Genomic DNA, 13,924 nt, shown 5'->3' with positions numbered 1-13,924 from the left:
ACACGGTGGTGCGCGTGCCTCAGGGCAAGCGACTGTGGCTGGGCGCGTTTGAACGTGAGGGCGGCGTGGGTTCCGGTCGGCGCGCCGAGGTACGGCTGTTTGTGATCCAGGCCCGGGCGGTTGGTGCAGAGCCGCGGATGCTGGCGGGTGCTATCGGGCCGCCGCCGCTGACGCAAAGTCAATATGAGCGTGTGCAACGTGCATTTGTGCGCGAAAACCGCGAAGCCTCTGACATCCAATAACTTTCTGAACGCCTATCAACGCTTTCCTGAGTGTTCGTTGCCGGTAATGGCGAAAAGTCCTACGCGATACGCACACAAAGCTTCGATTACATGGGTTTTTCCCTAACGTTGCTCAGGGGCCGACTTTCTATAGTCGCGGGGTTGGCGTATCGACCGTTTCTGGAAACAAGGAAATCAATGTCAGTAGATCAGGTACAGAGGTGAATATGACCCTCGCGAATGAAGGGCTGGCAGCCTCGTGGTTTTTTGCCGGATGGACCTTGCATGTTGATGGCCGGTTAACGGGTGAGGGTGTGGATATTCAGCTGCCACCCAAGGAGTGGCAGGTGCTGCGGTTGCTGTTGGCATCCGGTGGTGTGCTGATGACCAAGGACCGTTTACTCGAGCAGGCCTGGTCCCGTGGCGAGGTTGCGGAAGAGTCGCTCACCCGTTGTATCTATGAATTGCGCAAGCACTTGAGAGAAGACAAAGGCTTTATCAAGACGATCTATGGCAGGGGGTATCGCTTTACTTGTGCCGTCACCGTTCGGCAACACACCCAACGGCTACCAGGGCAGGCGTGTGTGCCTCGCATCTGTTCGGCCTGTGGCCAGGTGAACCATGATTAAGCGTTTGCGCAAAGGCTTGCTGCTGTGCCTGCTGATGGGCAGCTACCCGGCCTGGGCCAGTTGTTGGGAGGAAGTCGCCGGCCGGTATGACATTGAGCCGGAGCTGTTGAAAGCCATTGCTGTGGTGGAGTCGGGCGCACGCGCGGGCGCGATGAACCCGGGTAATAGCGATGGTTCGCGAGACATTGGCCTGATGCAGATCAACAGCATGCACTTGCCTCGTCTGGCCAAGCAGGGGATTACCGAGGAAAGGTTGCTGACTGAGCCGTGTTTATCGATCGAGGTGGGGGCTTCGATCCTGGCCGACTTCATCCAGCGCTTCGGTTACAACTGGACAGCCGTGGGGTCCTATAATGCCGGGCCGGCACCCGAGCGTGAGGCATTGCGCCTGCGTTATGCAGAAAAAATCTGGGCGCAGTATGAAGCGTTGGTTGCACATCGCCAGTGACGAATGGACGGCACGCCTCGCACCCGGCGTGCCACCCCGGCTATAATCGCGCCACCTTTCGCCGCCATCCGAGTCTAGCCCGCCCATGTATACCCTGGCCCGCCAGCTGTTGTTCAAACTCTCCCCGGAAACCTCCCACGATCTGTCCCTGGACTTGATCGGTGCCGGTGGCCGCCTGGGGCTCAATGGTCTGGTATGCAAGGCACCGGCAAAAATGCCGGTTTCGGTGATGGGGCTCGATTTTCCCAACCCGGTCGGGCTGGCTGCGGGGCTGGACAAGAACGGCGCGGCCATCGACGGTTTTGCGCAACTGGGTTTCGGCTTTGTCGAGATCGGCACCGTCACGCCACGACCACAACCGGGTAACCCGAAGCCGCGTATCTTCCGTTTGCCCGAAGCCGAGGCAATCATCAACCGCATGGGCTTCAACAACCTGGGCGTTGATAACTTGCTGTCGCGGGTTCAAGCCGCGAAGTACAAAGGCATTCTCGGCATCAATATCGGCAAGAACTTCGACACGCCGGTCGAGCGCGCCGTGGATGATTACCTGACCTGCCTGGACAAGGTCTACGCCCACGCCAGCTACGTCACGGTCAACGTCAGTTCGCCCAACACGCCAGGCCTGCGCAGCCTGCAGTTTGGTGATTCCCTCAAGCAATTGCTCGAAGCCTTGCGCCAGCGCCAGGAAGACCTGGCCGTGCGCCATGGCAAGCGCGTGCCGTTGGCCATCAAGATTGCCCCGGACATGAGCGATGAAGAAACCGTGCTGGTCGCCCAGGCCCTGGTGGATTCGGGCATGGATGCGGTGATCGCTACCAACACCACCTTAAGCCGCGTCGGCGTTGAAGGGCTGGCGCATGGTGACGAAGCGGGCGGCCTGTCGGGCGCGCCGGTGCGGGACCAGAGCACCCATATCGTCAAGGTACTGGCCGCTGAACTGGCGGGGCGCTTGCCGATCATCGCCGTGGGCGGCATCACCGAAGGCAAGCACGCAGCCGAGAAGATCGCTGTCGGCGCCAGCCTGGTGCAACTCTATTCCGGCTTTATCTACAAAGGCCCGGCGTTGATTCGCGAGTCGGTGGATGCCATCGCGGCTTTGCGCTGATAGTTCAGCCAATTCCTGAGCATTAAAAAGGGCTCCAAAAGGAGCCCCCTGGGCCGAAGCCCGCCGCCCGGATAGGACGTGCGTGGTTAAGTCGTTACAAAATCTTCAAGGTGGTTGTCGGATTAAGTGCCCCGTGTCAGCCGACGGCGTGAAGTTCGTTGAGTCTGTGGATTCCCGCAGTGCCAGTCATACCGTCCCAGTTGTCGCCGCGTCCTTCTCGCCAGCCGTTGATCCAGGCTTGGCGTACCGACGGTAGAGTAAATGGGCAAAGCTCACGGGATTTACCATGAACGCCATATTGATATCCGCGTAAAAATGCTCTTTCCAACGGATCACGCTTAAGTCTTCTCATAGGGTGTTTCCCTCACTTGTTGACTGTCTAGATATCCTTCGGCCCCGCGTGGGGCCGGGCAGGGTTTTCCTGCCGTTGGTGGGCTCGCTGCCGGCGTGGCGAGCCTATGTGTCGGCGTCGTTACGGCGCCAACCTGTGTTGAGTTCTAACCAATAGGTCACATGGATTCAATGATCGTTTTGTCATAAGCACGTAACGATAACGATGCTATAGCCATAAGCTGGGATGGCTTTTCGCCCCATTTAATAGGCAAACCCAGCTATGATGTGCCCTGCATAGAGGATGGGTTTAATCCTTTAGTGAGAATGCCCGCCTGTTGCAGTCGGTTATTATTCGACGAAGGGTCGGAATATTTCTTTTTGTTGCGATGATTTATTTATCTGCCCCGGCAATTCAGGCCCAAACGCCCGGTAGCCGGGGTGGAACGGCACATTCGTGCCACGCGAGCACTCTTCAAGAAAAGTGCTTGATTGAAAACCGAGCCGGCGATGCGTCGCCCGTTCATTTATTGCTGAAAAGCCTGGAATGCCCCATGTCGGACCGTTTTGAACTCTTCCTCACCTGCCCCAAGGGCCTCGAAGGCCTGCTGATCGAGGAAGCCGTCGGGCTTGGCCTTGAGGAAGCCCGCGAGCACACCTCGGCCGTGCGCGGCATGGCCGACATGGAAACCGCCTACCGCCTGTGTCTCTGGTCGCGCCTCGCCAACCGCGTGCTGCTGGTGCTCAAGCGCTTCCCGATGAAGGACGCCGAGGACCTCTACCACGGCGTGCTGGATATCGAATGGGCCGACCACATGGTCCCGGACGGCACCCTGGCCGTTGAGTTCAGTGGCCACGGCTCGGGCATCGACAACACCCACTTCGGCGCGCTGAAGGTCAAGGATGCGATTGTCGACAAACTGCGCACCCCGACCGGCGAACGCCCGTCCATCGACAAGATCAACCCGGACCTGCGCATTCACCTGCGCCTGGACCGTGGCGAAGCCATCCTTTCCCTGGACCTGTCCGGTCACAGCCTGCACCAGCGCGGTTATCGCCTGCAGCAGGGCGCCGCACCGTTGAAGGAAAACCTCGCAGCCGCGATCCTGATTCGCGCCGGCTGGCCGCGTATTGCGGCCGAAGGCGGCGCGCTGACGGACCCGATGTGTGGCGTGGGCACCTTCCTGGTGGAAGGCGCAATGATCGCCGCCGACATGGCGCCCAACCTCAATCGTGAGCTGTGGGGCTTCACCACCTGGCTCGGTCACGTACCGGCGCTGTGGAAGAAGCTGCACACCGAGGCCACCGAGCGTGCTGCCATTGGCATGAACAAGCCGCCATTGTGGGTGCGTGGCTATGAGGCTGACCCGCGTCTGATCCAGCCCGCCCGTAACAACATCGAACGCGCAGGCTTAAGCCACTGGATCAAGGTGTACCAGGGCGAAGTCGGCACGTTCGAGCCGCGCCCGGACCAGAACCAAAAAGGCCTGGTGATCTGCAACCCGCCCTACGGCGAGCGCCTCGGTGACGAAGCCAGCCTGTTGTACCTCTACCAGAACCTCGGCGAGCGCTTGCGCCAGGCCTGCATGGGCTGGGAAGCGGCGGTGTTCACCGGCGCGCCGGACCTGGGCAAGCGCATGGGCATCCGCAGCCACAAACAGTATTCGTTCTGGAACGGCGCGTTGCCGTGCAAGTTGCTGCTGATCAAGGTCAACCCGGACCAGTTCGTCACTGGCGAGCGCCGCACCCCGGAGCAGCGCCAGGCCGAGCGTGAGCAAGCCGCTTACGATCAAGCCCCGACCGAGCCGGTCGAGCGCCAGTACAACAAGAACGGCAACCCGATCAAGCCGGCTCCAGCCCCGGTGGTTGAGCAGGCGCGCCTGAGCGAAGGCGGGCAGATGTTCGCCAACCGCCTGCAAAAGAACCTCAAGCAGTTGGGCAAATGGGCCAAGCGCGAAGGTGTGGACTGCTACCGTGTGTACGACGCCGATATGCCGGAATACTCCATGGCCATCGACCTGTACCACGATTGGGTGCATGTGCAGGAATATGCCGCGCCTAAATCCATCGACCCGGAAAAAGCCTCTGCGCGTATGTTCGATGCGCTGGCCGCGATTCCCCAGGCGCTGAACGTCGACAAAAGCCGCGTGGTGGTCAAGCGTCGCGAACGTCAGAGCGGCACCAAGCAGTACGAACGTCAAAGCGCCCAAGGCAAGTTCACCGAAGTCAGCGAAGGCGGCGTGAAGCTGCTGGTCAACCTCACCGACTATCTGGATACCGGCCTGTTCCTCGACCATCGCCCGATGCGCATGCGCATCCAGAAGGAAGCGGCCGGCAAGCGTTTCCTCAACCTGTATTGCTACACCGCCACCGCGAGTGTGCACGCAGCCAAGGGCGGCGCGCGCAGCACCACCAGCGTCGACTTGTCCAAGACTTACCTGGACTGGGCGCGTCGCAACTTCTCCCTTAACGGTTTCTCTGACAAGAACCGCCTGGAGCAAGGTGATGTGATGGCCTGGCTGGAGGCGAGCCGTGATGAGTTCGACCTGATCTTCATCGACCCGCCGACCTTCTCCAACTCCAAGCGCATGGAAGGCATCTTCGACGTACAGCGTGACCACGTGCAGTTGCTCGACCTGGCCATGGCGCGCCTGGCCCCTGGCGGCGTGCTGTACTTCTCGAACAACTTCCGCAAGTTCGTGCTGGAGGACAACCTCAGCGAGCGCTATGCGGTCGAGGAAATCAGCGACAAGACCCTGGACCCGGACTTCGCACGTAACGCGAAGATTCACCGGGCCTGGAAAATCACCGCTCGCTGATCGCCACACTCAAGCTGCACCAAAAAGCCGCAAGCCCGGAATATTCCGGGCTTGCGGCTTTTTTGCACTGGTCAAACACCGGCCTCATGGTTATAACTTAACGCCTAGCCAAAGTGACACCCCCCGCACGCTGGCGTTGTGAGTGTTGCCTATGCCGATGCAAGCCGTTCGCCCGAAAATACTAGGCTTTATCAGTGAGCAGGCGTCGGCTTGGCTGGTGGCATTGGTGGTGTTATTGGCAGGTGGAGCGCTGACGGTCATCGTCGCCTGGGCGGCCGCCGACCTCTACAAACAGCAAGTGCGCCAGCGTTTCCAGTTATTGGTCAACGAGCGCTACACCCGCCTTCAGGAGCGGTTCGAAGACCAGGAGCAACGCCTGGCCAGCCTGCAGCGTTTCTTCGTCAATTCCAGTGACGTGTCCCGCGCCGAGTTCGATGGTTTCGCCAAGCCTTTGCTTCTGCGCGCCCGCGCCTATGCCTGGGCGCCGCGTATATTTCGCGAACAGCGCAACGCTTTTGAACAGGAAATCTCGCGTCAGCGTGGTACACCTTTCGCCATTAGAGAATTGAACACTTCGGGTGAACTGGCGCCGGCGCCCGAGCGCGACGAGTATGTGCCGGTGCTGTACAGCCAGACCCAAAGCTTGCTGGGTTCGCCCTTGGGGTTCGATCTGTTGGCCCAGCCACTGCGTCGTTCGGTGCTTGAGCGGGTGCAGAAAAGCGGCCGGCCTGCGGTGTCCCAGCCCATGCAGTTGGTGGGCGTAGAACCGGCTTATGCCGCCGGCGTCTTGTTGGTGGCGCCCGTGAGCAAACCCGTCGACACCGAGCCCCATGGTTATGTGATGGCAGTGATCAGCATGCGCCAACTGGTCGCCGATGGTTTGCCCAAGCCCAGCCGCGACAACCTGGTGATGCAGATCGTCGACACTTCCGACACGCAGCAGCGCGTGCTGTACGCGTCCAGCAACGCGGTGGGCGACAGCGGCCTTGTTGCCACGCGTCGTCTCACCCTCGGCGACCATGTGTATGCCTTGAGCGTTCGCGCCAGCCAGGTGTTCGACCAGGCCAATCACTCGTCGATGCACACCATACTGGCCATGGGCGTGCTCCTCAGCCTGCTGCTCAGTGCGTTGCTGTATGTGTTGGTCAGCCAGCGCCAGCGCGCGCTCAAGCTGGTGGAACAACGCACGCAGCAGTTGCACCTGCGTGAGCAGGAGCTTCGCGCAGCCCACGGGCAATTGCGCAGTGTGCTGAACGCCGCCACCCATGTTGCGATCATTGCCACTGACCTGCGGGGTGTGATCAACACCTTCAATGCCGGTGCCGAGAAAATGCTCGGGTTCAAATCCGAGGCGGTGGTGGGGCGACTGACCTTGGAAAGCCTGCATCTGGCCCTGGAACTCGAAGCGCGCGCGGCCAGTTTGAGCGTGGCCTTGGGCAAGCGTATTCCGGCGAGCCAGGCGATGCTGGTGGAAAGCCCGGACAATCTGCACGAGGCGCGCGAGTGGACATTACTGCGCGAGGATGGCCGCTACCTGACGGTGAATATGCTCACCACCGTATTGCTGGACGACTACGGCCTGTGGATCGGGCACCTGGCGATCTACATGGATGTGACCGAACAAAAACGCGCCTACGAGGCGTTGGCCGCGCGCGACCGCCTACTCAAAAAGCTCAGTGCCCACGTGCCTGGCGGGATTTTTCAGTTCACCCTCGAACCCAAGGGGAAGGGGCGTTTCATCTATGCCAGCGATGGTATGCGCGATATCTATGAAATCGACACGGGCGTACTGCAGCAAGACGCGGACAAGGTGTTCGAACGCATTCATCCGCAAGACGTGGAGCGTGTGCGCCTGTCGATTCGGCTGTCGGCGCTGCAGTTGAGCCATTGGCGCGAAGAGTACCGGGTGGTGTTGCCGCAACGCGGCCTGCGCTGGATTCGCGGCGAAGCCACGCCGGAGGAGTTAACCGGCGGTGGCACGTTGTGGCATGGCTACGTGTCGGATATCTCCGATCTGAAGCGGGTCGAAGAGGAGCTGCGTGCGCTGTCGATTACCGACTCGCTGACGGGCATTCATAACCGCCGTTATTTTCAGGATCGCCTCAAGGCCGAGATGCTGCGGCTCAACCGAACCAAGGGCACATTGTCGTTGATCATGCTCGATATTGATCACTTCAAGCGCATCAATGACCAGCACGGGCATGCGGTGGGCGATGGGGTGTTGCAGGAAGTGTGCAAACGCATCGGCCGGCGCTTGCGCCGCACGGATGTGTTTTGTCGTTTGGGCGGCGAAGAGTTTGTGGTGCTGTGCCCGCATACCGATGCCGAGCAGGCTTATAGCCTGGCGATGGAGTTGTGGCAGTCGCTGCGCACCGAACCGATGGAGGTGGTGGGCGTGGTGACCGCCAGCTTCGGTGTGGCCAGTTGGCGGATCGATGAAGGGATTGACGGGCTGCTGCTGCGCGCGGACTCGGCGGTGTATGTGGCCAAGCAGGCGGGCCGCGACCGGGTGGAGGCCGAGCGCTTGCGCGCCTGATCGTTCCCACGCTCTGCGTGGGAATGCCTCTTGTGACGCTCTGCGTCACGCTTTGGGACGCAGAGCGTCCCAGGCTGCGTTCCCACGCGGAGTATGGGAACGATCAATTACAAAACGGGCGCTGCGGCTGTCAGCTTCGGCTGGCGATACAGGTCCAGCAGCACCTGATCGAGCACCGAAGAAGCCCCCCATGGCTTCGAATCGTTGAGTATCGCCACCACCACCCAGGTGTTGCCATTGTTGTCGCGGCTGAACCCGGCAATGGCGCGCACGGTGTTCAAGGTGCCGGTCTTGACGTGAGCCTCACCGCGCAGAGCCGTGGTTTTCAGGCGTTTGCGCATGGTGCCATCGGTGCCGGCAATCGGCAGCGAACTGATGTATTCCGCCGAGTACGGGCCTTTCCACGCCGCTTGCAGCATGGCCGCCATTTCGCGGGCGCTGACGCGTTCGGCGCGGGACAGGCCGGAGCCGTTCTCCATCACCAGGTGCGGCGCGGTGATGCCTTTTTTCGCCAGCCACTGACGCACCACGCGTTGCGCGGCCTTGGCGTCGTCGCCATCGGCGTCGTTGCGGAACTGCGCGCCCAGGCTCAGGAACAACTGCTGGGCCATGGTGTTGTTACTGTATTTGTTGATGTCACGGATGATTTCCGCCAGGTCCGGCGAGAACGCACGAGCCAGCACTTTAGCGTTCTTGGGCACTGGTGCCTGGATATCACGGCCCTGGATGGTACCGCCCAACTCCTGCCAGATCGCACGCACGGCGCCGGCGGTGTAGGTGGCGTGGTCGAGCAGCGACAGGTAGGTCTGCGAGCTGCACCCATCGCCCAACTGGCCGCTGACCGTCACGGTCACGCTGCCATCGGCGGCGGTCACCGGGCTGTAGCGCACATCGCCGGTGCATTGCTTGGCGTTGGAGACTTTGACCTGGTTGTCGATGCGGATGCTCGCAATCGGCGGCTCGACCGAGACGATCACCCGGCCCGAGTCATTGCGGGTGACAAAGCGCAGGGCCTTGAGGTTGACCAGCAGGGCGTCCGGCTTGACCAGGAACGGCTTGTTCTCGTCGTTGCCGTCGTCATTGAATTCAGGCAATTGCGGCTGATTGAAGAAACTGCGGTCCAGCACCAGGTCGCCAGTGACTTGCTGTACGCCATTGGCGCGCAGGTCGCGCATCAACAGCCAGAGTTTTTCCATATTCAGCTTGGGGTCGCCGCCGCCCTTGAGGTAGAGGTTGCCGCGCAACACGCCACCGCTGAGGGTGCCGTCGGTGTAGAACTCGGTCTTCCACTGGTGGTTGGGGCCGAGCATTTCCAGGGCTGCGTAGGTGGTGACCAGCTTCATGGTGGAGGCCGGGTTAACCGAAACATCAGCGTTGAACACGGTCGGCGTGCCGGGCCCGGTGAGGGGCAGCATCACCAACGACAGCGAAGTATTGGGTATTTTGGCTTTCTGCAGTGCCTGCTGAACATTTGGCGGCAGGCTGTTGTTGATCGGCGCGGCGGTGACGGAAAAAGCCAGAGGTAGAAGAAAACCGGCAAAGAGTACTGAACGAAAAGAGTTGATCATAAGGAATAAAACCCTACTGCTGAGAAGGGTGAAAAAGGTGAGGGGTATGGAAGAAAATCCCTCATTGGTCACGAAAGTGTCGGCATTATGCCCCAAGGTGGATCCAGTTGTAGCTGAACGATAGCGGGTATTTCGGGTTTTTTTGCAGACCAATGGCCGCCCGTCCCATAGAGTCGGGCAAAGGTCGGCTTAAACTGCTAAAGTGCCGGCCGTTATTACTTAAGAGGATTGTTCCAATGGCGACTAACCGTTCCCAGCGTCTGCGCAAAAAACTGTGCGTTGATGAATTTCAAGAGCTGGGTTTCGAACTGAACCTGGACTTCAAAGAAGACCTGAGTGAAGAAGCTACCGATGCTTTCCTCGAAGCATTCATCAAAGAAGCCATGGAAGCCAATGGTCTGGGCTATGTCGGCGGCGATGACTTCGGTCTGGTTTGCCTGCAGAAGCGTGGCTCGGTCAACGAAGAGCAACGCGCAGCTGTTGAAAGCTGGCTCAAAGGCCGCAGCGAGCTGAAAAGCGCTGAAGTCAGCCCACTGCTGGACGTGTGGTATCCGGAAAAGCCGATCAACGCGGCTAAGTGATACTAAAAAAACGGCGACCCTCGGGTCGCCGTTTTTTTATGCCTTGCGCCAATTCAGAATCAACAGCGTCAACACCCCCGCCACAATCCCCCAGAACGCCGAGCCGATGGAAAACAGCGTCAAGCCAGACGCGGTGACCATAAAGGTGATCAGCGCCGCTTCCCGCTCCTTGGGCTCATTCATGGCGATACTCAAACCATTGATGATCGAGCCAAACAACGCCAGGGCCGCAATCGACAGCACCAGTTCCTTGGGCAACGCTGCGAATAACGCCGCCAAGGTGGCGCCGAACACCCCGGCGATCCCGTAGAACACCCCGCACCAGACGGCCGCGGTGTAGCGCTTGTTGCGGTCTTCATGGGCATGTGGCCCGGTGCAGATGGCTGCACTGATGGCCGCCAGGTTGATGCCGTGGGAGCCAAAGGGCGCCAGCACCAGCGAGGCCAGCCCTGTTGCGGTGATCAACGGCGAGGCGGGTACGGTATAGCCGTCAGCGCGCAACACGGCGACGCCGGGCATGTTTTGTGAGGTCATTGCCACCACAAACAACGGGATACCGATGCTGATGGTCGCCGCCAGCGAGAAGTGCGGCGTGGTCCACACCGGTGTGGCCACTTCCAGGTGGAAACCGCTGAAGTCCAGCAAACCCATCAGCCCTGACAACAGGGTGCCGATTACCAGCGCGGCCAGTACTGCATAACGCGGCGACAGGCGCTTGATGATCAGATAGGTGAAAAACATCCCCAGCACCAGGCCAGTGCGATGTTGCGCGGCGACAAAAATCTCGCTGCCGATCTTGAACAGAATCCCCGCCAGCAAGGCGGCCGCCAATGAGGCGGGGATGCGCTTGACCAGTTTTTCAAAGCTGCCGGTCAGCCCGCAGAGCGTGACCAGCACCGCGCAGGTGATATAGGCGCCGATGGCCTCGCCGTAACTTACTCCACCCAGGCTTGTGATCAGCAGCGCGGCGCCGGGCGTGGACCAGGCAATGGTGATCGGCGTGCGATAGCGCAACGACAGGCCGATGCTGCACACCGCCATGCCGATAGAGATCGCCCAGATCCACGAAGAAATCTGCGCCGTGGTCAAACCGGCTGCCTGGCCGGCCTGGAACATCAGCACCAGGGAACTGGTGTAGCCGGTCATCATGGCAATGAAGCCGGCGACGACGGCCGACGCAGAAGTGTCGGCCAATGGGCGCAAGGGCGCTTGAGTGGCGTCGGTCATGGAGAGGTGTTCCTTTTACCTGGGAAAAAGCGAATTCAAGCCTAAACTCAAACGTAACCACTCATTGCAATACAGCCGCCGCCGCAAATAGCCGTACAGTGTGTTGGCGCACTGGGTTGTGTACAATGTGCCCTGTTTTTAGGTGATACTTGCCAGCAACACGCTGTTGACGTATTACCGTTAATTCGCCGCCGTTCTCCAAACCCCGAGTGCCCATGAACGAACAGTTGCAACCTCTCAAGAAACAACCGCGAGCCGGCAAGGCTGGTCGCAGCGGAACCCAGGACGATATCGTCTACGCGCATATCTTCGAGGCGATCCTCGAACAACGCCTGGCGCCCGGTACCAAATTGAGTGAAGAAGCACTGGGCGAAATCTTCGGCGTCAGCCGCACCATCATCCGCCGCGCGCTCTCGCGCCTGGCCCATGAAGGCGTGGTGCTGCTGCGGCCCAATCGTGGCGCGGTAGTGGCGAGCCCAAGTGTAGAAGAAGCGCGCCAGGTGTTCCTGGCCCGGCGTCTGGTCGAGCGGGCGATCACTGAATTGGCGGTGCAACACGCCACGGCTGAGCAACTGGCCGAGTTGCGCCAGATGGTCAACGACGAGCGCGACAGCTTCTCACGGGGTGATCGCGGTGCCGGTATCCGCCTCTCCGGCGAATTCCACTTGAAGCTCGCCGAAGCGGCGAAGAATGCACCGCTGATCAGCTTCCAGCGCAGCCTGGTGTCGCAGACCTCGTTGATCATCGCCCAGTACGAAAGCGGCAACCGCTCGCACTGTTCCTACGATGAGCACACCCAACTGATCGATGCGATCGAAGCACGCGACGCGACGCTGGCAGTGAATTTGATGATGCACCACATGGATCACATCGACAGCAAGCTCAACCTCGACGAGGAAAGCGCGTCGGATGATTTGCACGCGGTGTTCTCGCATTTGTTGCAGACCAAGAAGCCAGGGCGTTCTTCAGTCAAACTGTAATGTTCCAGGTTCGCCTGGGACTAAAAATGTGGGAGCCGGGCTTGTGTGGGAGCTGGCTTGCCTGCGATGCAGGCACCGAGGTGTATCAGGTACACCGCGGTGATGCTATCGCAGGCAAGCCAGCTCCCACACAAGCCCAGCTCCCACATTTGTTTTGTGGTGTTGCTGAAATTAGCGCTGGTGCACCAACTGACCCGCTGCATACGTCTGCAACACCGTCCGGTCATCCCCCAACGTCATCAACACAAACAACGTCTCGGCAATGTTATTGGCCTGCTTCAAGCGATAGCTGAGCAGCGGCGTAGCGTTGTAGTCCAGCACCAAAAAGTCCGCATCCGTGCCCGGCTGCAATGTGCCGATCTTGTCTTCCAGACGCAGTGCCCGCGCACCGCCCAAGGTGGCCAGGTACAGCGACTTGAACGGGCTCAAACGCGCGCCCTGCAGTTGCATGACCTTGTAGGCTTCGTTCAGGGTTTGCAGCAGCGAGAAGCTGGTGCCACCGCCCACGTCAGTGCCCAGGCCGACATTCAGCTTGTGCTTCTCGGCCATCGGCAAGTTGAACAAGCCACTGCCGAGGAAGAGGTTCGAGGTCGGGCAGAACGCCACGGCTGAACCCGTCTCCGCCAGCCGTGCGCACTCGTCATCACACAGGTGCACGCCGTGGGCAAATACCGAGCGCTCGCCCAGCAGCTTGTAATGGTCGTACACGTCCAGGTAGCCGTTGCGCTCCGGGAACAGCTCTTTTACCCACTCGACTTCCTGCTTGTTCTCGCTGATGTGCGTCTGCATGTACAGGTCCGGGTATTCGCCCAGCAGTTGCCCGGCCAGCGCCAGTTGCTCCGGGGTGCTGGTCGGCGCAAAACGTGGCGTGACGGCATAGTGCAAACGGCCCTTGCCGTGCCAGCGTTCGATCAGCGCCTTGCTTTCCTGATAGCCGGATTCGGCAGTGTCGGTGAGGTAGTCCGGCGCGTTGCGGTCCATCATCACCTTGCCGGCGATCATGCGCAGGTCGAGTTTCTCGGCGGCTTCAAAGAACGCGTTCACCGACTGCGGGTGCACACTGCCGAACACCAGTGCGGTGGTGGTGCCATTGCGCAGCAGTTCCTTGATAAAGATACCCGCGACTTCCTCGGCGTGGGCCTTGTCGGCGAACTGGCTTTCACACGGGAAGGTGTAGGTGTTGAGCCAATCCAGCAACTGCTCGCCATAGGCACCGACCATGCCGGTTTGCGGCAGGTGGATATGGGTGTCGATCAGCCCGGGCGTGATCAGCGCATCCTGATAATGGGTCACGTCGATGTCGGCGGGCAGGGTTGGCAGCAAATCGCTGGCGTGGCCCAGGGCGCTGATCTGGCCGTTATCGATCACCAGCAGGCCGTCTTCGAAATACTCATAAGAGGCTTCGATCCCCACTTCGGCGGGGTCGGCGATGCTGTGCAAAATGGCGGCGCGGTAGGCTTTGCGAGTCAAAGGCATGGTG

11 protein-coding genes and 1 pseudogene are annotated in these 13,924 nt (G+C 60.3%); 8 read left to right on the top strand and 4 right to left on the bottom strand.

Annotated features, from left to right (window positions below; all coding sequences use genetic code 11):
- From GIW48_RS26030 to GIW48_RS26015, 4 genes and pseudogenes are all read left to right on the top strand, one after another.
- Window positions 1–242, top strand: a pseudogene (locus tag GIW48_RS26030) (type III secretion system outer membrane ring subunit SctC); the annotation flags it as partial.
- Between the two features lie 206 nt (window positions 243–448).
- On the top strand, window positions 449–850 hold the full coding sequence (locus GIW48_RS26025; protein WP_169984961.1) for a winged helix-turn-helix domain-containing protein: 402 nt from the start codon (window positions 449–451) through the stop codon (window positions 848–850).
- Entirely contained in the window at window positions 843–1,298 is a 456-nt protein-coding gene (locus GIW48_RS26020) for a transglycosylase SLT domain-containing protein (protein ID WP_099548806.1), read from the top strand. Before GIW48_RS26025 ends, GIW48_RS26020 begins: the two co-directional genes overlap by 8 nt.
- Before the next feature lie 85 nt (window positions 1,299–1,383).
- Window positions 1,384–2,403, top strand: coding sequence for a quinone-dependent dihydroorotate dehydrogenase (locus tag GIW48_RS26015; RefSeq protein ID WP_236460269.1), 1,020 nt, complete (start codon window positions 1,384–1,386; stop codon window positions 2,401–2,403).
- 136 nt (window positions 2,404–2,539) lie between these two features.
- Here the strand turns inward: GIW48_RS26015 and rmf are convergent, their stop codons facing one another.
- Window positions 2,540–2,755 carry a ribosome modulation factor gene (rmf, locus tag GIW48_RS26010; RefSeq protein WP_002553055.1) on the bottom strand — a complete coding sequence of 72 codons (216 nt, stop codon included), beginning with the start codon at window positions 2,753–2,755 and terminating at the stop codon, window positions 2,540–2,542.
- A 532-nt stretch (window positions 2,756–3,287) separates the two neighbouring features.
- Between rmf and rlmKL the strand changes: the two genes are divergently transcribed.
- Window positions 3,288–5,552: a bifunctional 23S rRNA (guanine(2069)-N(7))-methyltransferase RlmK/23S rRNA (guanine(2445)-N(2))-methyltransferase RlmL gene (gene rlmKL / locus GIW48_RS26005; protein WP_017134773.1), complete on the top strand. Its 2,265-nt coding sequence runs from the start codon at window positions 3,288–3,290 to the stop codon at window positions 5,550–5,552.
- 151 nt (window positions 5,553–5,703) lie between these two features.
- Entirely contained in the window at window positions 5,704–8,088 is a 2,385-nt protein-coding gene (locus tag GIW48_RS26000) for a sensor domain-containing diguanylate cyclase (protein WP_099548808.1), read from the top strand.
- A gap of 107 nt (window positions 8,089–8,195) precedes the next feature.
- Here GIW48_RS26000 and dacB read toward each other — a convergent pair whose 3' ends face one another.
- Window positions 8,196–9,656, bottom strand: coding sequence for a D-alanyl-D-alanine carboxypeptidase/D-alanyl-D-alanine endopeptidase (gene dacB / locus GIW48_RS25995; RefSeq protein ID WP_236460271.1), 1,461 nt, complete (start codon window positions 9,654–9,656; stop codon window positions 8,196–8,198).
- A gap of 236 nt (window positions 9,657–9,892) precedes the next feature.
- Between dacB and GIW48_RS25990 the strand changes: the two genes are divergently transcribed.
- Complete coding sequence (locus GIW48_RS25990) at window positions 9,893–10,237, top strand: YggL family protein (protein ID WP_017134776.1); 345 nt, start codon at window positions 9,893–9,895, stop codon at window positions 10,235–10,237.
- Window positions 10,238–10,273: 36 nt separating this feature from the next.
- On the opposite strand, the gene GIW48_RS25985 is transcribed toward GIW48_RS25990, so the two are convergent.
- Window positions 10,274–11,464 carry a benzoate/H(+) symporter BenE family transporter gene (locus GIW48_RS25985; protein WP_017134777.1) on the bottom strand — a complete coding sequence of 397 codons (1,191 nt, stop codon included), beginning with the start codon at window positions 11,462–11,464 and terminating at the stop codon, window positions 10,274–10,276.
- A 215-nt stretch (window positions 11,465–11,679) separates the two neighbouring features.
- On the opposite strand from GIW48_RS25985, the gene GIW48_RS25980 reads away from it, so the two are divergent.
- Window positions 11,680–12,444, top strand: coding sequence for a GntR family transcriptional regulator (locus tag GIW48_RS25980; protein ID WP_017134778.1), 765 nt, complete (start codon window positions 11,680–11,682; stop codon window positions 12,442–12,444).
- A 171-nt stretch (window positions 12,445–12,615) separates the two neighbouring features.
- Here GIW48_RS25980 and guaD read toward each other — a convergent pair whose 3' ends face one another.
- On the bottom strand, window positions 12,616–13,920 hold the full coding sequence (guaD, locus tag GIW48_RS25975; protein WP_170039269.1) for a guanine deaminase: 1,305 nt from the start codon (window positions 13,918–13,920) through the stop codon (window positions 12,616–12,618).
- Between the last annotated feature and the right edge of the window lie 4 nt (window positions 13,921–13,924).

It is taken from the genome of Pseudomonas sp. PA-6-3C, assembly GCF_021605825.1.
Taxonomy (GTDB): Bacteria; Pseudomonadota; Gammaproteobacteria; order Pseudomonadales; family Pseudomonadaceae; genus Aquipseudomonas; species Aquipseudomonas edaphica.
The sequence above is the reverse complement of the archived record's forward strand: the minus strand, read 5'-3'. Positions and strand labels throughout refer to the sequence as shown.